Annotated in this window: 24 protein-coding genes; 13 read left to right on the top strand and 11 right to left on the bottom strand. The window is 60.8% G+C overall.

Annotated features, from left to right (window positions below):
- The 7 genes from KBF66_RS14050 to KBF66_RS14020 form a co-directional block, all read left to right on the top strand.
- On the top strand, nucleotides 1-173 hold a 173-nt coding region (locus KBF66_RS14050), incomplete at its 5' end, for an acyl-CoA dehydrogenase family protein (protein WP_296658099.1).
- A 117-nt stretch (nucleotides 174-290) separates the two neighbouring features.
- A complete protein-coding gene (locus KBF66_RS14045) occupies nucleotides 291-1,562 on the top strand; it encodes a CaiB/BaiF CoA-transferase family protein (RefSeq protein WP_296658097.1) in 1,272 nt (423 codons plus the stop codon).
- 57 nt (nucleotides 1,563-1,619) lie between these two features.
- Nucleotides 1,620-2,897, top strand: coding sequence for an amidohydrolase family protein (locus tag KBF66_RS14040; protein WP_296658094.1), 1,278 nt, complete (start codon nucleotides 1,620-1,622; stop codon nucleotides 2,895-2,897).
- 176 nt (nucleotides 2,898-3,073) lie between these two features.
- Nucleotides 3,074-4,033: a TerC family protein gene (locus tag KBF66_RS14035; protein WP_296658092.1), complete on the top strand. Its 960-nt coding sequence runs from the start codon at nucleotides 3,074-3,076 to the stop codon at nucleotides 4,031-4,033.
- 343 nt (nucleotides 4,034-4,376) lie between these two features.
- Nucleotides 4,377-5,054 (top strand): PRC-barrel domain-containing protein, encoded by a 678-nt coding sequence (locus KBF66_RS14030; RefSeq protein WP_296658089.1) that lies wholly within the window; start codon nucleotides 4,377-4,379, stop codon nucleotides 5,052-5,054.
- A 55-nt stretch (nucleotides 5,055-5,109) separates the two neighbouring features.
- Entirely contained in the window at nucleotides 5,110-5,910 is an 801-nt protein-coding gene (locus tag KBF66_RS14025; RefSeq protein ID WP_296658086.1) for a DUF1269 domain-containing protein, read from the top strand.
- Between the two features lie 143 nt (nucleotides 5,911-6,053).
- Nucleotides 6,054-6,362, top strand: coding sequence for a hypothetical protein (locus tag KBF66_RS14020; protein WP_296658083.1), 309 nt, complete (start codon nucleotides 6,054-6,056; stop codon nucleotides 6,360-6,362).
- On the opposite strand, the gene KBF66_RS14015 is transcribed toward KBF66_RS14020, so the two are convergent.
- The 4 genes from KBF66_RS14015 to KBF66_RS14000 all read right to left on the bottom strand — a co-directional run bounded on the left by KBF66_RS14015 (nucleotide 6,359) and on the right by KBF66_RS14000 (nucleotide 9,241).
- Nucleotides 6,359-7,171: an ion transporter gene (locus KBF66_RS14015; RefSeq protein ID WP_296658082.1), complete on the bottom strand. Its 813-nt coding sequence runs from the start codon at nucleotides 7,169-7,171 to the stop codon at nucleotides 6,359-6,361. The genes KBF66_RS14020 and KBF66_RS14015 overlap by 4 nt on opposite strands.
- 134 nt (nucleotides 7,172-7,305) lie before the next feature.
- On the bottom strand, nucleotides 7,306-8,220 hold the full coding sequence (locus KBF66_RS14010; RefSeq protein ID WP_296658081.1) for a Tim44-like domain-containing protein: 915 nt from the start codon (nucleotides 8,218-8,220) through the stop codon (nucleotides 7,306-7,308).
- A gap of 104 nt (nucleotides 8,221-8,324) precedes the next feature.
- Nucleotides 8,325-8,891, bottom strand: a complete 567-nt coding sequence (locus KBF66_RS14005) for a DUF2062 domain-containing protein (RefSeq protein WP_296658080.1) — start codon at nucleotides 8,889-8,891, stop codon at nucleotides 8,325-8,327.
- Nucleotides 8,861-9,241 (bottom strand): hypothetical protein, encoded by a 381-nt coding sequence (locus KBF66_RS14000; RefSeq protein WP_296658079.1) that lies wholly within the window; start codon nucleotides 9,239-9,241, stop codon nucleotides 8,861-8,863. The genes KBF66_RS14005 and KBF66_RS14000 overlap by 31 nt, the downstream gene beginning before the upstream one ends.
- A 236-nt stretch (nucleotides 9,242-9,477) precedes the next feature.
- Between KBF66_RS14000 and KBF66_RS13995 the strand changes: the two genes are divergently transcribed.
- Nucleotides 9,478-10,437 (top strand): TerC family protein, encoded by a 960-nt coding sequence (locus KBF66_RS13995; protein ID WP_296658078.1) that lies wholly within the window; start codon nucleotides 9,478-9,480, stop codon nucleotides 10,435-10,437.
- Nucleotides 10,438-10,519: 82 nt separating this feature from the next.
- On the opposite strand, the gene KBF66_RS13990 is transcribed toward KBF66_RS13995, so the two are convergent.
- The 3 genes from KBF66_RS13990 to KBF66_RS13980 are packed head-to-tail and all read right to left on the bottom strand — an operon-like array spanning nucleotide 10,520 to nucleotide 12,772.
- The gene (locus KBF66_RS13990; protein ID WP_296658074.1) at nucleotides 10,520-10,963 is read right to left on the bottom strand and encodes a DUF4112 domain-containing protein; all 444 of its coding nucleotides are present in this window, start codon (nucleotides 10,961-10,963) and stop codon (nucleotides 10,520-10,522) included.
- A gap of 2 nt (nucleotides 10,964-10,965) precedes the next feature.
- A complete protein-coding gene (locus KBF66_RS13985) occupies nucleotides 10,966-12,066 on the bottom strand; it encodes a class I SAM-dependent methyltransferase (protein ID WP_296658070.1) in 1,101 nt (366 codons plus the stop codon).
- Nucleotides 12,067-12,124: 58 nt separating this feature from the next.
- The gene (locus KBF66_RS13980; protein WP_296658065.1) at nucleotides 12,125-12,772 is read right to left on the bottom strand and encodes an exopolysaccharide biosynthesis protein; all 648 of its coding nucleotides are present in this window, start codon (nucleotides 12,770-12,772) and stop codon (nucleotides 12,125-12,127) included.
- A 222-nt stretch (nucleotides 12,773-12,994) separates the two neighbouring features.
- On the opposite strand from KBF66_RS13980, the gene KBF66_RS13975 reads away from it, so the two are divergent.
- Genes KBF66_RS13975 through KBF66_RS13965 form a run of 3 tightly spaced genes read left to right on the top strand, consistent with a single transcriptional unit; the run spans nucleotide 12,995 to nucleotide 15,917 of the window.
- Complete coding sequence (locus KBF66_RS13975) at nucleotides 12,995-14,083, top strand: DUF3616 domain-containing protein (RefSeq protein WP_296658061.1); 1,089 nt, start codon at nucleotides 12,995-12,997, stop codon at nucleotides 14,081-14,083.
- Nucleotides 14,083-15,072 carry a diacylglycerol kinase family protein gene (locus KBF66_RS13970; RefSeq protein WP_296658058.1) on the top strand — a complete coding sequence of 330 codons (990 nt, stop codon included), beginning with the start codon at nucleotides 14,083-14,085 and terminating at the stop codon, nucleotides 15,070-15,072. The genes KBF66_RS13975 and KBF66_RS13970 overlap by 1 nt, the downstream gene beginning before the upstream one ends.
- Nucleotides 15,069-15,917: a metallophosphoesterase family protein gene (locus KBF66_RS13965; RefSeq protein ID WP_296658055.1), complete on the top strand. Its 849-nt coding sequence runs from the start codon at nucleotides 15,069-15,071 to the stop codon at nucleotides 15,915-15,917. Before KBF66_RS13970 ends, KBF66_RS13965 begins: the two co-directional genes overlap by 4 nt.
- Before the next feature lie 108 nt (nucleotides 15,918-16,025).
- Here KBF66_RS13965 and KBF66_RS13960 read toward each other — a convergent pair whose 3' ends face one another.
- Nucleotides 16,026-16,910: a LysR family transcriptional regulator gene (locus KBF66_RS13960; RefSeq protein ID WP_296658052.1), complete on the bottom strand. Its 885-nt coding sequence runs from the start codon at nucleotides 16,908-16,910 to the stop codon at nucleotides 16,026-16,028.
- A 102-nt stretch (nucleotides 16,911-17,012) separates the two neighbouring features.
- Between KBF66_RS13960 and KBF66_RS13955 the strand changes: the two genes are divergently transcribed.
- Entirely contained in the window at nucleotides 17,013-17,465 is a 453-nt protein-coding gene (locus KBF66_RS13955; RefSeq protein WP_296658049.1) for a TerB family tellurite resistance protein, read from the top strand.
- Here KBF66_RS13955 and KBF66_RS13950 read toward each other — a convergent pair.
- Nucleotides 17,428-17,907 (bottom strand): hypothetical protein, encoded by a 480-nt coding sequence (locus KBF66_RS13950; RefSeq protein ID WP_296658046.1) that lies wholly within the window; start codon nucleotides 17,905-17,907, stop codon nucleotides 17,428-17,430. The genes KBF66_RS13955 and KBF66_RS13950 overlap by 38 nt on opposite strands.
- A 96-nt stretch (nucleotides 17,908-18,003) precedes the next feature.
- Between KBF66_RS13950 and KBF66_RS13945 the strand changes: the two genes are divergently transcribed.
- Nucleotides 18,004-20,490 carry an NAD-dependent epimerase/dehydratase family protein gene (locus KBF66_RS13945; RefSeq protein ID WP_296658043.1) on the top strand — a complete coding sequence of 829 codons (2,487 nt, stop codon included), beginning with the start codon at nucleotides 18,004-18,006 and terminating at the stop codon, nucleotides 20,488-20,490.
- 121 nt (nucleotides 20,491-20,611) lie between these two features.
- On the opposite strand, the gene KBF66_RS13940 is transcribed toward KBF66_RS13945, so the two are convergent.
- Both KBF66_RS13940 and KBF66_RS13935 read right to left on the bottom strand, forming a co-directional pair.
- A complete protein-coding gene (locus KBF66_RS13940) occupies nucleotides 20,612-21,004 on the bottom strand; it encodes a hypothetical protein (RefSeq protein ID WP_296658039.1) in 393 nt (130 codons plus the stop codon).
- A 50-nt stretch (nucleotides 21,005-21,054) separates the two neighbouring features.
- The gene (locus KBF66_RS13935; protein WP_296658035.1) at nucleotides 21,055-22,185 is read right to left on the bottom strand and encodes a saccharopine dehydrogenase NADP-binding domain-containing protein; all 1,131 of its coding nucleotides are present in this window, start codon (nucleotides 22,183-22,185) and stop codon (nucleotides 21,055-21,057) included.
- Nucleotides 22,186-22,330: the final 145 nt, after the last annotated feature.

Raw genomic sequence — 22,330 nt, 5'->3', positions numbered from 1 at the left:
TGGACGTGGCCCGCCTGGCGCGCGACATGATGGGCGGCAACGGCATCAGCGACGAGTTTGGCGTGGCGCGGCATCTGGTGAACCTCGAAGTGGTCAACACCTACGAAGGCACGCACGACATCCACGCCTTGATTTTGGGCCGCGCGCAGACCGGTATTCAGGCGTTCTGCTGATTAATTGGGGTCAGCGTCAGATTATTTTTGTGTGCTGAGTCCATTACCCAAGCCAATGTCACGGTCTCCCGTCATCGCCAGGCCGTTCAAAACCATTGCCAACTATTGAGCCACTCTATGACAACCTCCCAACCCGCTGCCTTGTCCCACCTCAAAGTTCTCGACCTGTCGCGCGTGCTGGCCGGCCCCTGGTGCACGCAAATGTTGGCTGACCTGGGTGCGGATGTGATCAAGGTCGAGCGCCCCGGTGCCGGTGACGACACGCGCCACTGGGGCCCGCCGTTTCTCAAAGATGCTGACGGCGTTGACACCACGCACGCCACCTACTTCACCGCCTGCAACCGCAACAAGCGAGCCATCACGCTCGACATGGCGCGACCCGAAGGCCAAGCGTTGATCCGGCAAATGGCCGCGCAAAGCGACATCCTGGTCGAAAACTTCAAGGTCGGCGGTCTGCAGCAATACGGCCTGGACTACGCCAGCCTCAAAGAAATCAACCCGCGGCTGATTTACTGCTCGGTCACTGGTTTCGGCCAAGATGGCCCGTATGCAGAACGCGCTGGTTACGACCTGATGATCCAGGCCATGAGCGGCATGATGAGCATCACCGGCCATGCGGATGACCAACCCGGTGGCGGCCCGATGCGCATGGGCGTGGCGCTGATCGACATCCTGACCGGCATTTACGCCACCAGTGCGATCCTCGCCGCTGTCGAGTCACGCCACCAGACCGGTGTGGGTCAGCACATCGACATGGCGTTGCTCGATGTGGGCATGGCGGTGCTGGCCAACCAGGCGGCCGGCTTCCTGAATACAGGCAAGGTGCCACAACGCCAGGGCAACACGCACCCCAGTTTGGCGCCCTACCAGACTTTCACCACACTGGATGGCAGCATGCTGCTGGCCATTGGCAACGATGGCCAGTTTGCACGCTTTTGCAATGCCGCAGGCCACCCCGAGTGGGCCAGCGACGCACGTTTTGCCAGCAACACCCTGCGCGTGCAAAACCGCACCGAGCTGATTGCGTTGTTGACGCCCGTCACCTGCACCTGCAGCACAGCCCACTGGACGCAGCTGCTGGAAGACAAGGCGGTGCCTTGCGGCCCGATCAATGATCTGGCACAGGCCTTCGCCGACCCACAGGTCCAGGCCCGCCATTTGATCATCAATCAGCCTGTAGCGCATATTCACCATGGCAGTGACGCTCTCTATAGTGAAGCATTGCAGGCCACCATCCGCACTGTGGCCAGCCCGCTGCGCCTGAGTGCCACGCCCCCCGTGGTGCTTCGTGCACCGCCAGCCTTGGGACAACACACCGATGAAGTGCTGGCTGAACTGGGATTGTCATCAACCCAGATTGACGCCCTGCACGCCCAGGGCGTGGTGTGAGCCATGGCGTAACATGGAAAGCAGACTGCTGCTTCAACCCTCACGCGCGAGACCTCTATGTTCGACCTGCTGATTCACAATGCCAGTTTTCCGGATGGGCAGGCCCAGATGTCGGTTGCCGTGAAGGACGGCAAAATTGTGGCTCTGGCCAATCACCTTCCGGGCACCGCACACCAGGTGCTTGACGCCCAGGGTCAGTTGCTGAGCCCGCCGTTTGTGGATGCACACTTTCACATGGACGCCACCCTGAGTTATGGCCTGCCGCGTGTCAACCAGAGCGGCACGCTGCTGGAAGGTATTGCGCTGTGGGGCGAACTCAAACCGCTGCTGACGCAGCAAGCGTTGATGGAACGCGCGCTGGCCTATTGCGACTGGGCGGTGGCCAAGGGCTTGCTGGCCATTCGCACCCATGTGGACGTGTGTGATGTTCGACTTTTGGCGGTCGATGCGCTGCTGGAGGTCAAGCGGCAGGTAGCACCCTATATCGACCTGCAACTGGTCGCGTTTCCGCAGGACGGCTTGCTGCGCGCACCGGATGCACTGGTGAACTTGAAACGTGCGCTGGACAAGGGCGTGGACGTGGTGGGTGGCATTCCGCACTTTGAACGCACCATGCAGGACGGTGCGGCCAGTGTCAAGCTGCTGTGCGAAATGGCCGCCGAGCGCGGCTTGCGTGTCGACATGCATTGCGACGAATCCGACGACCCGCTCTCCCGGCATGTGGAAACGCTGGCTTACGAGACGCAGCGGCTGGGCTTGCACGGGCGCGTGAGCGGCTCCCACCTGACGTCCATGCACAGCATGGACAACTACTATGTCAGCAAACTCATGGCCCTGATGGCTGAGAGCCAATTGCACGCGGTGGCCAATCCGCTGATCAACATCACCCTGCAAGGCCGCCACGACAGCTACCCCAAGCGCCGCGGCATGACGCGCGTGCCCGAGCTGCTGGCAGCGGGCATCAACGTCGCCTTTGGCCATGACTGCGTGATGGACCCGTGGTACAGCCTGGGGCATGGCGACATGCTCGAAGTGGCGCACATGGGCCTGCATGTTGCGCAAATGACCAGCCAGGCCGCCATGCGCCAGTGTTTTGATGCGGTCACCGTGAACGCCGCGCGTGTGATGGGGCTGGAGAACTACGGGCTGACCGTGGGTAGCCATGCCGATTTTGTGCTGCTGCAGGCACGCGACCCGGTGGAGGCGCTGCGCCTGCGCGCCACCCGCCTGAAGGTGTTCCGCCGTGGCGTGCTGCTGGCGGAGGCAGCGCCTGCCAGCAGCCAGCTGCATCTGGCCGGTCGGCCGCAGCGGACGACGTTCCAGGCAACCCGTTAACGCAAGAAAATCCACCCAGACATTCCTGTTTTTACGAACTATATTCGTTTATTCATTCAGGTAAATCGGGTGATTATTCATTAAACTCCCGGCAACGGTGGGTGTACACGGGTTCGTGTTGCACACCAACGGTGCGATCTCCAAGCCGCACTGGATTCAAATTCATTGAGGTTGTCATGCAAACTATCGCTCCCCTGTGGCTCTGGGCCACTTTCGTTGGCATCGTTCTGGTGTCACTGTTCATCGACTTTGTGGTGCTCAAAAAACAGGGCTCGCACGACATCGGCGTCAAGGAGGCGCTGAACTGGTCCATGGTCTGGATTGGTCTGAGCTTTCTGTTCAACGCGCTGTTCTGGTGGGCAGTCAAGGACAGCACCGGCTCGAGCGAGATCGCCAACACCAAGTCCTTAGAGTTCTTGACCGGCTACCTGATCGAGAAATCACTGGCGGTGGACAACATCTTCGTGTTTTTGATGATCTTCACGTACTTTGCGGTGCCCACACACTTTCAGAAACGTGTGCTGATGATCGGCATCATCGGCGCCATCGTGCTGCGCACCGTCATGATTCTGGTCGGTGGCTGGCTGTTGGCCGAGTTCCACTGGATCTTGTATGTGTTTGGTGCCTTCCTGATCCTCACTGGTGTCAAGATGTGGTGGGCTGCTGGCAAGGAGCCCGACCTCAACGACAACCCGGCGCTGAAACTGCTGCGCAAGTTGCTGCCGGTGAGCAAAAACTACGACGGCGAGAGGTTCTGGACGGTCGAAAACGGCAAGAAGATCGCCACCCCGCTGTTCATGGTGATCTGCCTGATTGCGCTGACCGACGTGATCTTTGCCGTGGACTCGATTCCCGCCATCTTTGCCATCACCAGCGACCCGTTCATCGTGCTGACCAGCAACGTGTTTGCCATCCTGGGCCTGCGCGCCATGTATTTCTTGCTGGCGGCGGTGGCCAACAAGTTTCACCTGCTCAACTACGGGCTGGCGGTGATTCTGGTGTTTATTGGCACCAAGATGTGCCTGATCGATATCTACAAGATCCCGGTGCTGTTCTCGCTGGGCGTGGTGGTGGGTATTTTGGCCCTGACCATGCTTCTGAGTGTGCGCACGGCCAGTTCCGCACCAAAGGCATAAACCGCGTCTTCATGATTCGGACAGGAAGTTGACTGCTAGCGCCTGCTGGGACAGCGCCAAAAGCTATAGCAAATGTAGCATCGACGACGCCGCAGGCTGGCCAGGTACCGGGCTTCTTGTGTGATCGCGAAAGCATGTGTGCCGTAGCGGGCGTCGTTCGACGCAAGATCGACTGATTCTGCCTCGCGCTCGAATCAGAGTGGCCACTCGTCGCGCGTTGATTTCCAGCTTGCCGCGCAGTCCAGGGCAATGGTTCGCTAGCAGACAGACGCGCGCCATCACAGACCGTACAACCCAAGAGTGTCGGTCGATCCTGTTATTTCTAACCTATTGGACGTTCATCATGAATAAATCTCTTTCTTTGGCCTCGCTGTTTCTGGTCAGCGTGTTCGCCACCATAGCGCCAGCCAGCGCGCAAATTGCGGGGGGCACCACCACCACGGGCATCAGCGTTGTTGAGTCGACTCAGGTCGCATTGGGCTGGAGCGTCAAGAAAACGCTGCTTGGCAAAACCATTTACAACGAAGCGGGCCAGAAGGTTGGCAAGGTGCAGGACATCATCATCGCACCAGACAAATCGGTGTCTTACATCATCGTTGGGGCGGGTGGTTTCATCGGCATGGGGCGACATGATGTGGCGATTCCAGTCACCCAGATCCAAGACCAGACGGGCAAGCTGGTCATGGCCGGCGCGACCCTGGACCTGATCAAGTCCATGCCACAGTTCGAGTACGCCAACGACCATGCACGGCGCACGCGGGTGGTTGCGGCCGCCGAGAAAGACATCAAGCTGTGCAAAACCAGGCTGCTTGAATTGGAAAAAAGTGCGGGCACTGCCGCCGCAGCATCCAAAGCCAAGATTGATCTGCAAATCACCGCATTGCAAGTGGATCTGAAATCTGCCGAGGCCACGCTGACCGAGTTCAATCAAGCTGCAGCCAACCGATGGCGAGAGTTTGAAGCAGGCATGAGCGCCGCGACAGCCCGGCTGCGTCAATCCATTGCGAACGCCAAGGGCTAGGCGACAGTCCCGGCAGCCCTCAACACGACTTTTAAACCTATCTTAAGGACCTGAAATGAACAAAATGCTGATTGCCATATTCGCCAACGAAACTGCGGCAGACGCAGGCCTGCACGCGTTGCGCCGTCTGCACGCTGAAGGCGACATCACGCTGTATGCCACGGGCGTGATTGCCAAGGACGCGGCAGGTGGAGTCCATATCAAAGAGGCAATCGGTCAGGGACCGGTGGGGACCGGTGTTGGTCTGGCCGTGGGCAGTCTGATCGGCTTGTTGGGTGGTCCCGTCGGTGTCGTTGTGGGCGCGACGACCGGGACAGTCTTGGGTGCGATTCGTGATTTCTGGGTCGCCGGCGTGGGTTTGGACTTTGTCGAAGAGGCCGAAAAAACCCTGCAGCCGGGCACGGTGGCTCTGGTAGCCGAGATCGAAGAAGAGTGGGTGATTCCGGTGGACTCCGCGCTCGAAGCTATGGGTGGCCAGATTCTCCGGCGTAGCCGCAGCGATGTGGTCGAGGCACAGTTCGACCACGACATTGCCGTCTTCAAGTCAGAAGTCAAGGAGCTTGAGGACGAGGCGGATCAGGCCAGCGGCATCGCCAGGTTGAAACTGCAAGCCAAACTGTCGAAGACAAAAATTCGTCTGGAGAGTGCAGTGGAGCGTGCCAAACAGCGCGTCGAGGTCCTCAAAATGGAGGCCGATGCCAAGGCCGAGTCGCTGAAAGTTCAGTTGAGCGAAGTAACCGACAAGGCCAAGACCCGACTGGAAGATCGGTTGCAGCGCGTCAAGCACGCCTACCACGCGCGTGGCGCCAAACTGTCGCAAGCCTGGTCCCTGACCAAAGCAGCGTTGACTGGCTAGCGAGGCAGCCGGGCTGACGGTGATCGCGGGGGTTCAACCTGAAGATGGCCATCGAGCCGATCAGAGACTCCGCATCGCAATCTGTGACTCGCCGGTGACCGTCGCTCCGATCGTGCTGAACGTATGCGTAGAGCACCACAACGATGTCACACCAGCAACTTGGCCTGGAGCATGAAAACTTGCACGCCGTCATCAACACATTTTGCGAAGACCTGAGCCGGAGCAAGCCGCTCAACTGGGCCGATGCCTGTCCCGTGGACGAGTACACCCTGGCCGATTTGATGGGCGAGGTTGACGACCCGGCGCTGCGCCCCAAGGTGCTCAACCTGTGCGTCCAGTTGGCCGAGGTCGACGGGCATGTGGCCGAAGGTGAGTCGATGGTGCTGAGTGCAGCAGTCGCGCATTGGAGTCTGCACTATCAGATGTTGCGCGCTGCGCAGCCACTGAACTAGTCACGCGCAGAACGACTGAGCAACTTAAGTTCCAGACGCAGTGCGGCGATTTCCTGGCGCAGTTGCTCCCCTTCAAGTTGGTTCAGTGGTGGGTTGGCAACGCTGCTTTCCTGATTGATGGCGTTGACGATCACCGCAATAAAAAGATTCAGCAGCGTGAAGGTGGAGCACAAGATAAAGGTGAAGAAAAATACCCATGCCCAGGGGTAAACCGCCATCACCGGGCGCACTACCTCCATCGCCCAGCCCTCAAGGGTCATTACCTGAAACAGGGTAAAGGCTGTGCGCCCCAGGTCACCAAACAGCGCCGGAAACTGCAACGCAAAGAGTTGCGTGGCAATCACCGCTGCCACATAAAAGATGATGCCGATGATCATGCTGACCGAACCCAGACCAGGCAGCGCCGACAGCAAGCCACCGACGACACCCTTCATGCTCGGCACCAGGGTGATCAGGCGCAGGACGCGCAATACACGCAAGGCCCGCAGCACCGCCAGCGGTCCGGATGCCGGCACCAGCGCAATAGCAACGACGACAAAATCAAAGACATTCCAGGCGTCCTTGAAATAGGCCAGGCGATGCACCAGCAGTCGCAGGGCGATCTCGATCACAAAGACCGCCAGGATGGCCTGGTCTGCCATCTGGAGCCAGTCGCCCCATTGCGCCATCAGGTTCGGGCTGGTTTCCAGGCCCAAAACAAGGGCGTTGAGCAGAATCAAGGCGATCAGACTGCGCTGTACCAGGGGGGCCTCCAAAGTGGCTTGAAGGCGCTGGCGCCACGGGGGCGCGATGGCATGGGTCGGGTTCATGGTGTGTGAAAAGCCCGTCTGCGGGTGAAAGCGCCAAAACCTGCGCCACGGCCGCAAATCAACAATGAAATAAGCTGGTAGCGCTTATTGGATAAGCGCTACCAGCTATCCTATTGATACCAATTCAAGTCCGATCAATTGCCGGTCTGCTGAATACCAGCCAAGACCCAGCCGCTGTTGCCCTGGCGTGATTTCGTCAAATGCCACATTTCGTCGAACGCTTCATCGGGCTCGGTGCTGTCTGCCCGAATGGTCCCGGTGAACCGCACGCTCACCAGGTAGCGTTGGGGGTCTTCGTCCACCTCGATCACTGTGGCATGCAGGCTCACCACGTCGGTTGTCTGGGTCGATGCACCGCGCTCGGCCAGTTCCAGTTTCAACTCGGCAAACATTTCAGGCGTGGTGAACGCGCGGATGTCGTCAAGGTTGCTGGCATCATGCGCTGCCTGCAGCCGGATAAAGTTCACCTTGGCATGGCGTTCAAACCCCGCCACGTCAAAGTCGTCCGGAATTCGTTTGCCCTGAGTTGCGCCCGCGCCCAGCGCCGAGCCAATTCCAGAGCCACCGCCGGCGGGCATGGCCACCTCGTAAGCGGGCGTCGGTTGGCCAGCTGCCGGGCCTGCGCCTACCGGGCTGTACTGCATGACGCCTGAGCGCGCAGCGCCGCCTTGCCGGGCTGCCGCACGTTTGCGCATAAAGAAGCCGATCGCCACCATCACCGCGGCGGCCATCAGGCCAATCATCAGCATCGAGGCCAGCTCTTCGCCAAACCCCAGGTGTGATGCCAGCGCTGCCAGCCCCAGGCCAGCGGCGAGTCCGGCCACCGGACCCATCCACGAGCGGGAGGGTGCCGCCGGGGTGGCGCCCGCAGCAGCAGGAGTGGCCGCAGCCGCAGGGGTTGCCGCGGCAGGTGACTTGTCGGGCGTGGCCTGGCGTTGCGTGCCCAGGGACTTGCCAGAGCCCATGCGCTTGGCGGCCTCGGCATCCATGGCCACCGTTGACAGGCCGATCGTGAAAACCACGGCCAGCATCGAAAGGAACTTTTTCATCTGAATATCTCCTGTGAAGTGAAAGAACAGGGTGAGGATAAGTGGCAAACCATCTCTGAAAAAGCACTGTTTCAGAGACTAAATATTCGAAAAATACTGAATGTTTAACGCCCTCGGTGGAAGTGGGCACGCTGAAACCGACGCCGCTTGATCAACACGCGCAAACGCCAAACCAGCTTCACGCTGAAATAGCCCAAGGCAGCGCCGCCAACGGCAAACAGGCCCATGCCCAGCACCGTGGGCCAACCAAACTCCGCCACCCAGCCCAATGCGCCGTTGCTGGGTACCGGGGCAGCCAAAACCGGACCGCCCAAAACAAGCACACCTACCTGGTAGGCCAGCCACAGCCAGAAGCCAATGGTCAGCGGATTGGTCATCATGGTCATGGCAGCGGCCACCGGAATATTGGCGCGCCACCAGGTGCAGTGGACGGTGGCCACCACAATTTGCGCCACCGGAATGACAAATGCCCAAAACGTGCCGACCGCCACGCCGCGTGCCACAGATTCATGCTGCAACCGCCATAGCTGCGGATCGAGCAGCCGGGTTGCCATGGGCCGCAGCCAGGGGTGGGCGGTCATGGCGTCACGGGTGGGCAGCGATTGGCGTAAGCGCTTTGCCCAATCGGTGCCGCCACGGGTCATGCGCGTGCCGCCCGGCGCGTGGACCAAATCAGTCCTTGCCCGATGGCAGCACCTGCCACCAATACCAGCAAGCCGATGGCCCACACCACCCACGCCAGTGGCGATAGCCAAGTGGCTGCACTGGGCAGCGCCGACAGCGCTGTTTCAAACCAGGGCAACAGGTCCGTTGCGGCGGCCTTGAACGCCAGCAGCCACTCCTGCGGCAGCCATGGCGCCAGCCAGGCAGGCACCGTCACACTTTCAAGCCGGTGCGTTTGACCCGCGAGCGCGCCTGCCTCAGACATCGACCAAACCAGCAAGGAATGCAGCACCCAAACGCCGGTTGACCAAATGGCAAGCAGCACCCCTGTCACGACCAATACAAGTGAGTAAAGCATTGACTTTCCGATCTTTTGAATTGAGATGCCGCCATCTTGCCCTGTTAACACGGCATCAAGAAGCAGGCAAAAACGCTTTTACGTTCCCTTTTTTCCGAAGTCAGTATCAATTTTTATCCACTTAAACGTGGTGCCTTTGGCATAGACTCATACCATTGTTGTAAGCAGAAGCTCAATCCGCCGGTCAACCTGGTGAACGGCGAAGCTTGCGTCACCTCTAACCCTGAGAATTCTTTATGCAAACCATTGCGCCGATGTGGCTCTGGGCCACTTTCATTGGCATCGTTCTGGTGTCGCTGTTCATCGACTTTGTGGTGCTCAAAAAGCAGGGCTCGCACGACATTGGCGTCAAAGAGGCGCTGAACTGGTCGCTGGTCTGGATTGCCCTGAGCTTTCTGTTCAACGGCCTGTTCTGGTGGGCGGTCAAAGACAGCACCGGCTCGAGCGAGATCGCCAACACCAAATCGCTGGAATTTCTGACCGGGTACCTCATCGAGAAATCCCTGGCGGTGGACAACATCTTTGTCTTCCTGATGATCTTCACGTACTTTGCGGTGCCCACGCATTACCAGAAACGTGTGCTGATGATCGGCATCATCGGCGCCATCGTGCTGCGCACCGTCATGATTCTGGTCGGTGGTTGGCTGTTGGCCGAGTTCCACTGGATCTTGTATGTGTTCGGCGCTTTCCTGATCCTCACCGGTGTGAAGATGTGGTGGGCTGCTGGCAAAGAGCCTGACCTCAACGACAACCCGGCGCTGAAACTGCTGCGCAAGGTGCTGCCGGTGAGCAAAAACTACGAAGGCGAAAAGTTCTGGACCGTAGAAAACGGCAAGAAGATCGCCACTCCGCTGTTCATGGTGATCTGTCTGATTGCCCTGACCGACGTGATCTTTGCCGTGGACTCGATTCCCGCCATCTTTGCCATCACCAGCGACCCGTTCATTGTGCTGACCAGCAACGTGTTTGCCATCTTGGGCTTGCGCGCCATGTATTTCTTGCTGGCGGCGGTGGCCAACAAGTTCCACCTGCTCAACTACGGGCTGGCGGTGATTCTGGTGTTCATTGGCACCAAGATGTGCCTGATTGACATCTACAAGATCCCGGTGCTGTTCTCGCTGGGCGTGGTGGTGGGCATTCTGGCCCTGACCATGCTGCTGAGTGTGCGAACCGCCAAACCTGAGTCCAAGGGCTAAGCGGCTTGGCGAGAGCGTGGCCCCAGTCTGGGGCCAAGACATCGGGACACGCCTGGGCCGTTGGGCTGGCCCAAGTCAGGTGTTAGCGGGGGCCGCGGGTATCGTGAGTGCCGATATCAAGCGTTACTGTGCGTGGGTGGTTTTTGTCGAGCCACGAGCGGATGATTTTGAGGTTGCGGGTGTTCGACTTGAAGAAGAGATCGGGCACCGTACCGATCACCGGAATCGCCCCGAGCAACGCATCCAACGCAATATTGCCCGCCATGCGGAAAAAATACCGTCGTGGCATGCCCAGGTTGCGGGCTTCCCAAGCCAGCCACGACCCCATGGCGGCCGCAATCACGCTGCCGCCGACCGGTAGCACGCCCAACAGGACATCCAGACCGACGCGCATGTTGGTGCCGGGTATCACGAACAAGCCTTCCAGCATGTTCTCCATGCCCTCGACCCTTTTGCGTACGGATGCCGGATCGCGGCCAAGCAACGCGCCCGCCTGCTGCGGGTCTGAAGGCGTCGTGGCTCTCACCGTCAAAACTCCAGGCTTGTGCCCAGACCAAGTCCGGCGCACAGTGCCGCCAGGGTTTGCGCCCGGTGTGGCTGCTGCCGAGGCGATGTTCCTTTCGGCAAGGTCAGCAGGGAGTTGTCCTGGTAGAGGGCATCCAAAAGGTTTCGGGCCGATGAAAAGCCGCGCACCGTTCGTTTCTCCTCCTGGCGCTGCTGAAGCTTGCGCAGCCAGCGGCCGCTGTGCAGCTGATCGGCGAGATAGGCCGGCCAAGTGCGTTGGTTTTGCGCCTCAATCAGTGCGCGATCGGGTTGGCATTGGATCGGAACCGGGTGCGCGCCACGGTCAGGGGCCGGGCGCGCCAGAACCATCAGGTTGTCAGCGTCGGCAGGGTTGTGAGCCACCACGTCCCAGCCCCCCACCTGTAGGGTCTGGTGCAGCGATGTCTGGGTGAAATACAGCGTATGTGCCCTGAAAAACATATAGCTGGGCGCGCAAAACCGCGTTGCATTTGGCACCTCGATCAGCAAATGCCCGTGCGGTGATGTCTTTTGAGCAAGCAGACGCAAAGTCTCGACCGGGTCGACCAGGTGTTCCAGAACGTGGAACATGCTGATCAGGTCATAACGCTGGTCTGCATGGCCAGGCAAAACCCGGTGCAGCGCGCCGTGCTCCACCGAAAGATCCAAGGTCTCGCGGGCGAAGCTGGCATAACCGGCATGGGGCTCGATGCCATGGGCCTGCATGCCGCGTTGGCGCATCAGGTCTACAAATTCGCCACTCGATGCCCCGACATCCAAGGTCACGCTGGATGCGGGCAATTGCGCTGAGCCCTGCCCGAAATGCGTTTGCAGCCACGCCCATCGGTCACGGGCATGGCGACCCGCTCGCAGCACATGCCGCAGTGCCGGTGATGCGGCTTGCTTGTAATCCTGTCGGTAGCGGTGGGTGTACCAGGCCTCCAACTCCGGTTGGGTCGGCAAGGGATCAATACGACCCAATCCGCAGGAACTGCAATTGACGGTGAGCAAGGGCTCGCCTGTTTTGCCATCGACGTGGGCAATTGGCTCGGCTTGATCGGAGCCACAAACGGGGCAGGGCGTGCGGGTGATGTTGTTTGCATTCATGGACCAGGGCATGTTGGATAGGGGTTGGATTACTTTGGTGGTGGCTTGTTGGGTGACATCAATGCCACAGCACCGACATCAACGCCAGGGCGACCGCCGAGCCGCCCCACCACAGCAGCATCACCGATGCCACGGCCACGGCGGTGGCGACGTAGCCGACCAAAAGCATGGCGCCATCCCTGAGCCGCAAACCCCATGACATCAAGACAATGGCCAGTGCCGGCAACACATTGTCAAAACTGACGATGGGGACCGGTATCGCCATCGACACACCAGCCGCAGTCAGCATCAGCCCATTGAGCACGCGCGCTGACCTGTTGCTAAGCGGCAGCAGGCGCGGCCGACTCACGCGCGCCATCGTGCAAACCGCCCGACTGACCATGCTGGCCAGCAGCGTCTGGACGCGCGCATTTAACTCTCGTTTGGCAAGCCAGCGGGGCAAGGGCAGCGGTTGACCCAGACACAACCCCAAAGCCACCAACACGCACAAGGCCCCTACCGCCGATCCCATGCCAGGCAGGGCAACCGGAAACAAAAGCGGCATCGCCAGCAGCCCCAGCCAGACCAGCCGTGTTCGGGCGTTTTCACCGAGGGTGTCGCCCAATGTGCTGCCCATTGACGCCACGTGTGCCTGGGCGATGCGTTCGACGGCAGATCGTCGCTTGTTTGGTAAGTCTTCTGAAATCTGTACAAGTGTGTTGCGCATGCGTGACATCAGTTTGCAAAGCGCCAATTGGGCGCATGAAAATTCAAAAGCGGAAACTGTAAGTGGGGGATTCACGACATGCCAGAAGTTTTTTGGAGCCCCAAGCATCGAAAAAAACTGAATGAAACCTCCTTTTTACAACGCAAAATCAAGCGTGCGTCAGTCCCTGCCCGCTGCAATGTGGCAGCGCAGCCAACGTGTTCCCATTTCCAAAGATTTCCCATGCCCAACACCCGACACCCCAACGCCGTTCGGCTGGAGTTTGCGTCCGGTTCCCTGGTTCAGACCAACCTGTCGGGCGCTGCAATCACCGGCGACTGGCTGTGGGTGGCGGGCGACGAAGCCTGTGGCATCGATCGCCTGCGCCGCCTCAATGCGGTGGGCGGCGAGGCGCTGCGCTTTGGCGAGGTGCGAGATTTTCCGCTGGCTGACTTGCTTGATTTGCCAGGCGAGCCCGATGAGGAAGCCGACCTGGAAGGCATGGCGCTTGCGGGCGGTTTCTTGTGGGTGGTTGGGTCGCATGGTCTCAAGCGAAAAAATGCCAAACCCGAGCGTGACCATGCGGCCAACGCCAAGCGCCTGGCAAAGCTTGAACTGGATGGCAACCGCCGCCTGCTGGCGTGCTTGCCCATTGAGCCTGATGCCGATGGCCAGCCCTGCCTGGTGCGTCAGACGCAAGACGGTAGGCGCGCCCTGCGACTCAAAGGCGATGCACAGGCCAACCAGTTGACGCGCTTGCTGGCTGACGACGCACATTTCGGTCCGTATCTGGCAATACCTGGGAAGGACAACGGTTTTGATATTGAAGGACTGGCGGTCAACGGGCGCAGGTTGCTGCTGGGCCTGCGTGGTCCGGTGCTGCGCGGCTGGTCGGCTTTGCTCGAAATCGAGGTCGAGGCAGATGGCGGGCATCTTCGCCTGGTACCCCTTGACACCCACGGCACGCTGTTGCGCAAGCACTTTCTTCAGCTCGAAGGCCTGGGCGTGCGTGACCTGCACTGGCAGGGTGACGACCTGTTCATACTGGCGGGTCCAAGCATGGTGCTGGACGGCGATATCCGCGTCTTCAAGTGGCCACAGGCAAAAGTAGTGATGCAAGCCAACCGGGAGCCGGCGCGCTTTGAGACCGCGCTGACCGAATCGATCTTGCTGCCGCACGGGCGTGGGGTGAACCGTGCCGAGGCCATTTGCGAGCTGCCGCCCGCCCTGGCTGGGGGCCAACCCGGCTGGCTGGTGCTTTACGACGCGCCCGGGATGGATCGCCGCGACGGCAAATGCACGGTGTTTGGCGACTTGCTGCAGCGGGGCTGATGGACGCCTCGGGCGCGCACCTTGATCCGGCGGCGCCCCTGCTGTTTGTGGTCAACGCGTCTGCGGGTGCCTATGACATTGATGCCAAATGTGCTGTGATTGCCTCGGCGCTTTCAGCCGGTGGCCGCCAGGGTGAACTGCTGGTTTGCCGCCCGCATGAATTGCAGCAGGTGGCCAGCGACGCCGCAGCGCTTGCGGCGGTTCGCAAGACGGCGGTGATTGCCGTAGGCGGCGATGGCAGCCTCAGCACCGTAGCCCAGGCGGCGCATACCGCTGGTTGCGCGATGGGTGTCATCCCTTACGGAACCTTCAACTACTTCGCCCGAACCCACGGCATCCCCACCGATCCGGCGGCGGCGGCCAGGATGCTTCTGGACGCCCACCCCAGCCCGGTGCAGGTGGCGGCCATCAACAACCGCTTGTTTCTGGTCAATGCCAGCCTCGGGCTTTACCCCGAACTGTTGCAGGACCGCGAGGCTTACAAAGCCCGCTTTGGCCGCAGCCGCTGGGTGGCACTTGTGGCGGGCGTTGCCACCTTGCTGCGCGCGCAGCGCCGACTGCGCTTGCATATCGAGATGGGCAGCACGGCGCGCGAGGTGCAGACCTTGACACTCTTTGTGGGCAACAACCGCTTGCAATTGGAGCAGTTGGGCGCACAGCCTGCCGATACCGTGTCGGGCACGCCCGGCCATGGCAGCATGGCCGCGTTGATCTTGCGCCCCATCGGGACCTGGGCCATGCTCAGGCTGATGCTGCATGGGGCCATGGGCACCCTGGGTGAAGCCGCCGGCGTGGAGAGCCTGGAGTTTCACCACATGCTGATCAAGCCCAGGCTGGCACCCGGTCGCAGGCAGGTGACAGTGGCATTTGACGGCGAGGTCGAGCGCATGCGCTCACCCATCGAGATCCGGGTGCTCGACAAGCCCTTGTACCTGCTGCAGCCCCGCGCTGCGACCGGCACGATAGGCCGACCTGAGGTGGCTGCATGAGTGTGCTGCTGCACCTGTCCGACACGCACTTTGGCACCGAGCAGCCGCAGGTGGTCGAGGCGCTGGTCACCCTCGCGGCGCAGCAGCGGCCCGACGTGGTGGTGCTGTCTGGCGACATCACGCAGCGCGCCAGCCCTGCACAGTTTCGCGCGGCAAAGGCGTTTGTTGACCGCCTGGGTGCGCCGGTGCTGGCCATTCCTGGCAACCACGACATTCCCTTGTTTGACCTGTGGGCGCGGCTGACCCGGCCTTACGCGGGTTTTGCCAGCGTGTTTGGTGCCGACCTGGAGCCGGTGTACAGCGCGCCCGATGGCCTGGTGCTGGGGGTCAACACCACCCGCGCGTGGCGTCACAGGCATGGGCAGGTGTCGGGTGCGCAGATGGCGCGGGTGGCCCGCCTGCTGGCCGCAGCCAAGCCAGACCAACTGCGTGTGGTGGTGGTACACCAGCCGCTGGCCGTGGCCGATGCCAGTGAAAGTGTGCATTTGCTGCGGGGTCATGCGCGGGCTGCGCAGCTCTGGGCGCAGGCCGGGGCTGATCTGGTGTTGGGCGGCCATATTCACCTGCCCTTCACGCTGCCGCTGCCGGGGCTGGCGCGGCATTTGTGGGTGGTTCAGGCGGGCACTGCCGTGTCAGGGCGCACCCGCCTCGGTGTGCCCAACTCTGTCAACCTGCTGCGCTGGGGGCATGCGGTGAACCCGCCGCAGGCTGTCAGCCGCAACCGGGCAGAGGGCACCATAGGCTGCACGATTGAGCGCTGGGATTTTGCTGCAGATCAGCAGGCGTTTGTGCGCACGACGGTCAAAGCCGTGACGTTCGAGCGGGCCCACGCGACGCCAAGTTGATGGGCCCAGCCCAAACGATGGTGTTGCTGCCATGCCTCAATGGAAAAAACAACAAAAATGCCTTTAGCCCAATCCCAATAAGCGCAAGCAGCTATTATAAATATACTACTACAGCGCCGGCTGCAGCAAGCGCTGCACCAGCGGATGCTGCACTTTCTTCTCCGTACCAATCGCAAAAAAGTGCTCGGTCACCCCCTCGCAGGGGCCTAAACGCTGCACCGCGTAATGCGCTAGGAGATTGTCATGCACCCATTCGGCGGCCGGAAACACACCCATGCCGCTGGCACCAAAGGTTTTCAGCAGGGCGCCGTCCTCAAACTCGCCCACCACGCGCGGGCGAATGCCGCGTTGCTCAAACCATTGGTCCAGGCGGACCCGCACCGCGGTATGGGCGGTGGGCAACAGCAAGGGGACTTGCTCCAGGCTTTGCGGAAAATCGTGCTGCGCCGCCTGCACCATGGCGGGTGTGCCGTACCAGGCAATGGTTGACGAACCCATCGGATGGCTGTAAAGCTTGATGTTGGGGTTGGCCGGCGCCGGTCGGTCGGACAACACCACATCCAGCCGGTGCAGGGCCAGGTCGCCCAGCAGGTCGGTCAACTCGCGCTCATGGCACAGCAGGCGCAAGGTGGGCTCGCTGATGACCGGCAGCAACAAGCGGTGCACCACCAGCTTGGGCAGCGCGTCGCAAATGCCAACCGCCAGGCGTATGGTGGGTGTGCTGGCGGCATCGCGCACGCGTGCGGGCAAACTTTCGCCGAGCTGAAAAATCTGGTCAGCCTGCTGCATGGCGGCTTGCCCGGCACTGGTTAGCACCAGCCCGCGTCCGGCCGGCTTGAGCAGCGCGTAGCCCAGCGCGCGCTCCAGCTCGCGCACCTGGGCACTGACCGTTTGCACCGCCATGTCAAGTTTGTCAGCCGCTTTGGAGATGCCACCTTCCTTGGCGACAACCCAGAAGTAATACAAATGCTTGTAATTGAAGGAGGTGCTCATGGTCAGTATTTTTAAGATTAATGATGTGAAATTATCTGCTTTTTAAATGCGTGTTTTGGCCCTATCGTTGCGCCATGTTCAACCCCTTGCTCAACAACCACCATGCGCTCTTACCCTCGCAACAGCCCACAATCCGCCGCCCGCATTCTGGGGCTTGTCCTCGTGTCAGACGGCCACGTCTCTCGCACGGAATACGAAAGCCTGAATCAGCTTCTCGATGCGCATGACCTGGGCCTAGAACCCCAAGCCTTGACAGGCATCGTACAGACGCTGTGTGAAGACCTGCTGATGGAGGGCTTTGATGGACGTGCCATGCTGACCCATGTGGGCGACGGCTCGGTGGCCACGCTGCTGGCCGAGGTGGATGATGCACGGCTGCAAGCCCAGGTGTTGCGCATGGCTGCATCAGCGGCCCATGCCGACAAGCACCTCTCGGATGGCGAAACCGCCATGTTTGACGCGGTCATCCGCCACTGGCAGGTCAGCCCACTCGCGGTTGACGCTGCTGGGGCACGACTCATTCCCCCCGCGCTTGCCCCTGCTGGCTCAGCTTGATGAAAACGCCCCAGCCTACCAGCAGGGCCGCCGCTGCAAACGCAATAAAAGCGCCATCGGAGATCTTGGAGGGGTCTTCATGCATCAGCTTGAAGATGGCCACCAGCGATTCGATCGCCAGCGACACGATCACCACCACCAAAAAGCGCGACAACACCCGGCGAGCACGTGCCGCCGCACTTAGTTTGCTGGTGTGCTCAAACTCTTCCTCGACGATGGTCTGCGCCAGTTCCATGGCCGCCATCGCGATGGTCAGCATGGCAATGCAGTCAAGGATCAGGTCAAAGCGCTTGGTCAGCGTCAGCACCTCACTGGGCTGCACGGCACGCCACAGATCGATGCCCGAAAAAACGATCAAGGCCACCGCGCAGCCGGCAAACAGAACGACGACAACCGCGAACCCCAGCGCAAAGAAACGCTCCGAAAACTTGATGACGGACATGGCGAATGACTTGAAATTGAACACGAGCTGCGGGCCCAAATGGCCTGTTCTCAGTAGGCGAACGCTAACACATTCACCCCACAGAAAGCCCAGGCCATGAGCATCTCACCCCACCGCCCGCTGGTCTTGATCACCGGTGCGTCCGGCAATCTTGGGCAGTCGCTGGCCCGCGCACTCAGTGACGACTACCAGGTGGTCGGGCTGGACCGCAAGGCGCAGGACAGCCCGTTTCCGGTTCTGCAAGCCGATTTCTCTTCACCGGCATCGATGGATCTGGCGCTGCACCGGCTGCGTGATGCCTATGGCACACGCATCGCCAGCGTGGTGCACCTGGTGGCGTATTTTGATTTCAGCAATGCCGACGACCCGCGCTACCAAAGCGTCAATATTGACGGCACGCGCCATCTGCTGCGTGCGCTGCAGGCCTTTGAAGTAGAACAATTTGTGTATGCCAGCACCATGCTGGTGCATGCGCCGTGCCGCCCCGGCGAGCGCATCGACGAGAGCCATCCGATCGGCCCGCGCTGGGCTTACCCGCGCTCCAAGGCGGCGGCCGAAGCCGTGGTGCAGCAGGCGCACGGTGGCATACCGTTTGTCAACCTGCGTCTGGCCGGTGTGTACGACGAGTTGTCGCTGGTGCCCACCATGGCGCAGCAGTTTGCCCGCATCTACGAGCGCGATGTGCAAAGCTATTTTTACTCGGGCAGCACCCTGGTGGGGCAAGCCATGCTGCACCGCGACGACATGCTCGATGCGTTCAAGCGCACCATCGACCGCCGCCACGCCTTGGCGCCAGCCGCTGCCATTTTGGTCGGCGAAGCTGATGCCATGGGCTACGACGCGTTGCAGGACCGCCTGGGTGCGCTGATGCACGGGGTGGAGGACTGGACGACGATTCAAATGCCCAAGTCAGTGGCAGCGGCCGGGCTGTGGGCGCAGGCCAAGTTGGAGCCGGTCATTCCCGACCTGATCGACAAGGGGCAGACGTCGTTTGTGCGCCCCTTTATGGCCGAGATGGCCGACGACCACTACGCGCTCAACACCCGCCGGGCGCGCGACCTGCTGGGCTGGGAGCCGCAACACAGCTTCAAGGATGAATTGCCTGCGCTGGTGCAAGCCTTAAAGGACGATCCACCGGGCTGGTACCGGCGCAACGGTGTCACGCCACCCGACTGGGTGCAGGCCGCCAGCGTGGCCGGCGAGCACCCTGAAGACCTGCGCCAGCGCCACCAGCAGCAGTTTGCCGCCGAGTACCGCGACAACCGCTGGCCGCACTTTGTCAACATCGCGCTGGGCAGTTGGCTGTTTACCCAGCCGCTGCTGATTCATGTGCAGGAACCCTTGTTGCGTTGGAGCGAGATGGCACTGGGCGCGCTGCTGATGGTGTTTGCCACCGCCGCGCTATCGCAGCGTGGCACGGCGGCGCGCTGGGTGTGTGCCGGCATTGGCACGCTGGTGATGGCGATTCCGTTTTTGTTCAACACCGGCAACGCAGCGGCTTACCTGTCCGATTCGCTGGTCGGTGCGCTGATTTTTGGCTTTGCCGTGGCCCTCAAGCCCGAGCCCGGGCCGTCGGCTCTGGCAGCGCTCAGTGGGCCGGACATTCCGCCGGGTTGGAGCTACAACCCTTCGGCCTGGACGCAGCGCGTGCCCATTGTTGCCACTGCGCTGATCGGGCTGTTTGTGGCGCGCTACCTGGCGGGCTACCAACTGGGCCATATTCCCGCGGTGTGGGACCCGTTTTTCCCCGGCTCACCCACCGACCCGCAAAATGGCACCGAGGAGGTCATCACCTCGGCCTTGTCCAAGTCGTTTCCGGTGTCGGATGCGGCGCTGGGTGGCTACACCTATTTGCTGGAGATTCTGACCGGACTGGTCGGCGCCAAAGCGCGCTGGCGCACCATGCCCTGGCTGGTGGTGCTGTTCGGGCTGATGATTGCGCCGCTGGGTATTACCTCGATCGCCTTTGTCATCATCCAGCCGATCGTGATTGGCACTTTGAGCATCGTGGCGCTGATTGGCGCGGCCGCCATCCTGATCCAGATTCCGTATTCGCTGGACGAATTGATTGCCACGCTGCAGTTTGTGCGCCGCCGGGTGCAGGCCGGGCGCAACGGGTTTGCGGTGTTTTTCCGGGGCGACACTGACACGATGCTCCCCGGTATCAGCACCAGTAGCCAGACCGCCGACGAGTTCAACCAGCCGCCCAAGGTGGTGTTGCGCAACATGCTGGCTGGCGGTGTCAATTTGCCCTGGAATCTGGGGCTGGCGGCGCTGATCGGGCTGGCACTGCTGTTCACCCGCCTGTGGCCGGGGGTGGAGGGCAACCTGGCGCACGCCCACCATGTGATCGGCTCGCTGGTGCTGACCGTGGTGTCGGTTGCTGCGGCTGAAGTGGCGCGCCCGGCACGCTGGCTGATGGTGCCGCTGGCGGCTGGCTTGATGACCGCGCCGTTTGTCTATGCGGGGGACACCTTGGCCATGGGGGTCAGCCTGGCTACCGGTGTGGCGCTGTTCGCGCTTTCGGTACGCAGGGGGCAAATTCAGGAGCGCTATGGCGCGTGGGACCGGGTGATTGCCTGAGGCAGACTGCGCCGAGGGTTAGCTCATCATTTTCAATAGAAAACAGGCGTTAGCGCTTACGGAATAAGCGCTAACAGCTATGCATTTTGTATCAAATGGCGGCCCGTCTCAACCCACCCGGTCAGGTCATTGATAGCACGACGGTGGGTATGGCCACCAGTGCGGCCAGGCCAAAGCTCAGGTAGTTGCCTTTGCGCGGATCGAAGTCCTCGGCAATCAAGGCCCACCTGCGTTTCATCAACAGGCGCCCCACGGCGATGTCAAACGACGCCATGAAGGCGGCCAGAAAAGCGCCAAGTGCCCAGGCCGACCCGGCCGAAGACAGTCGGATGCCCGGAACGCTGAGATAGCAAACTGCAAAGGCCAGCAAAGTCCCGGTGACGATACTGATCTTTTGGGCGTTGGGCTTGCCCACGCGTGGAACCAGGTAGCGCACGCGGGCAATGCCGTGGAGCATTTCAACGCTTGCCAGGGCCAGGCAAAGGCTCAAGATGCGAATTGAATCCTCAAACATGATGGTATTGCGCGTGTGGTTGCCGATGAAAATTGTGTGACTGACGCGAGTCACCGTACTGGATTTTCGTCACTGGCCACCACGCTGACCTGGATGCCAAGCCTTGTAAGGTCAGCAAAAAAGCGCTCGGGCTCCACCAACGTGGCTTGTCGCCACAAGCCGGGTTGGTCGATCTGGCCGTCAAGGTACTGAAACAGGCAGGCTGCTGCGGGCGCTGCGGTCATGAAATAGGCGTCATCGTGTGCCACCGTCATGTGCAGCGTCTGACCTGGGCCCTGCGCATGCATCTGCAACACCGCGTCGAACGGCGGGTGGGTGGTGTATTTCAGCCCCCATTCCACCAAGCGTGCTATCAACTTTCGGGAGCGCCTGGGCGACACCGCCAGCAAGCCAAACACCAGGGGAATAATGAGGTAATCCATGACGCCACCGAACCCGCTGGAGTAAAAACCCGACTCCTTGAGCGTGGGGATCATCTCGGGCAAGGCGCGCAGTTCTTCCATGAACATGGGCACGCAATACCGGGTGCCAAATGGCAACCCAAAATCAAAGCGCTGGTAGGCCCATGGCTTGCTGGATGTCCAGGCTCCATTCCTCAAGACCAAAGAACAAAACGACATGAGTTCGTCAGAAAATTCTGCCGCTGTCGAGGAAGAAAACTCGCGCTCGCGCCAGTTGACTTGAAAGGCTGAGCCAACGGGTGCAGACACCAAACCGGGCACCTTGCAAGCTGCGTATCGCACCATGGCAGCCGCTAGACCTGGGCGAAAGCCACCGTCGGTGATGAAGCAGCGCCCGGAAGCGCGAATGCGTTCGCGCAGTGACTCAAGGGCTGCATGTTTGGCCCGCACGGCAATCTGCACGTCAAAGTAATCAATCCCGGCCGCGAGTGCGGCCTCGGCAACCACCTGGGTGTGCTCAATCGTGCTGGCGGCTACGACGACGATATCCACTTGCCTGAACGCTGCCAGCAGCGACTCGCGCTTGCTGGCGTCGGCGTGCCGGGCGACCAGGTGAGCCTTGTCGAATTCGGCACGGAGCCGTTGTGCCGCGTCCACCGCTCGTTTTTCACTCCGTCCGGCGAGGATGATTTCAATGTCGCCGAGCTGCGCCAGCAAACGGGCAATTGCCAGCCCAGCGTTTCCATAACCACCAAGAATGAGGACGCTTCGATGCTTCACACAAAAATCTTATCAAGGCGACCAAGTCATCGCAATTGACTTCTGTTTTTAAGGAATGTTAATAAGAATTTATCTTCTTTTTCGGAATCAAATTCAGCTCTATCGTTGCGCCTTCTTTCACCCAACGGAGCAAATCCATGCAAAT

The organism is Rhodoferax sp. (assembly GCF_018063565.1).
GTDB lineage: Bacteria > Pseudomonadota > Gammaproteobacteria > Burkholderiales > Burkholderiaceae_C > Rhodoferax.
This window is presented reverse-complemented; position numbering and strand designations above follow the sequence as displayed.

Bases quoted from the DNA above. Each gene is read 5' to 3' on its own strand.
- KBF66_RS14045 (WP_296658097.1), top strand. From the start codon at position 291: ATGACAACCTCCCAACCCGCTGCCTTGTCCCACCTCAAAGTTCTCGAC.
- KBF66_RS14040 (WP_296658094.1), top strand. From the start codon at position 1,620: ATGTTCGACCTGCTGATTCACAATGCCAGTTTTCCGGATGGGCAGGCC.
- KBF66_RS14035 (WP_296658092.1), top strand. From the start codon at position 3,074: ATGCAAACTATCGCTCCCCTGTGGCTCTGGGCCACTTTCGTTGGCATC.
- KBF66_RS14030 (WP_296658089.1), top strand. From the start codon at position 4,377: ATGAATAAATCTCTTTCTTTGGCCTCGCTGTTTCTGGTCAGCGTGTTC.
- KBF66_RS14025 (WP_296658086.1), top strand. From the start codon at position 5,110: ATGAACAAAATGCTGATTGCCATATTCGCCAACGAAACTGCGGCAGAC.
- KBF66_RS14020 (WP_296658083.1), top strand. From the start codon at position 6,054: ATGTCACACCAGCAACTTGGCCTGGAGCATGAAAACTTGCACGCCGTC.
- KBF66_RS14015 (WP_296658082.1), bottom strand. From the start codon at position 7,171: ATGAACCCGACCCATGCCATCGCGCCCCCGTGGCGCCAGCGCCTTCAA.
- KBF66_RS14010 (WP_296658081.1), bottom strand. From the start codon at position 8,220: ATGAAAAAGTTCCTTTCGATGCTGGCCGTGGTTTTCACGATCGGCCTG.
- KBF66_RS14000 (WP_296658079.1), bottom strand. From the start codon at position 9,241: ATGCTTTACTCACTTGTATTGGTCGTGACAGGGGTGCTGCTTGCCATT.
- KBF66_RS13995 (WP_296658078.1), top strand. From the start codon at position 9,478: ATGCAAACCATTGCGCCGATGTGGCTCTGGGCCACTTTCATTGGCATC.
- KBF66_RS13985 (WP_296658070.1), bottom strand. From the start codon at position 12,066: ATGAATGCAAACAACATCACCCGCACGCCCTGCCCCGTTTGTGGCTCC.
- KBF66_RS13980 (WP_296658065.1), bottom strand. From the start codon at position 12,772: ATGCGCAACACACTTGTACAGATTTCAGAAGACTTACCAAACAAGCGA.
- KBF66_RS13975 (WP_296658061.1), top strand. From the start codon at position 12,995: ATGCCCAACACCCGACACCCCAACGCCGTTCGGCTGGAGTTTGCGTCC.
- KBF66_RS13970 (WP_296658058.1), top strand. From the start codon at position 14,083: ATGGACGCCTCGGGCGCGCACCTTGATCCGGCGGCGCCCCTGCTGTTT.
- KBF66_RS13965 (WP_296658055.1), top strand. From the start codon at position 15,069: ATGAGTGTGCTGCTGCACCTGTCCGACACGCACTTTGGCACCGAGCAG.
- KBF66_RS13960 (WP_296658052.1), bottom strand. From the start codon at position 16,910: ATGAGCACCTCCTTCAATTACAAGCATTTGTATTACTTCTGGGTTGTC.
- KBF66_RS13955 (WP_296658049.1), top strand. From the start codon at position 17,013: ATGCGCTCTTACCCTCGCAACAGCCCACAATCCGCCGCCCGCATTCTG.
- KBF66_RS13950 (WP_296658046.1), bottom strand. From the start codon at position 17,907: ATGTCCGTCATCAAGTTTTCGGAGCGTTTCTTTGCGCTGGGGTTCGCG.
- KBF66_RS13945 (WP_296658043.1), top strand. From the start codon at position 18,004: ATGAGCATCTCACCCCACCGCCCGCTGGTCTTGATCACCGGTGCGTCC.
- KBF66_RS13940 (WP_296658039.1), bottom strand. From the start codon at position 21,004: ATGTTTGAGGATTCAATTCGCATCTTGAGCCTTTGCCTGGCCCTGGCA.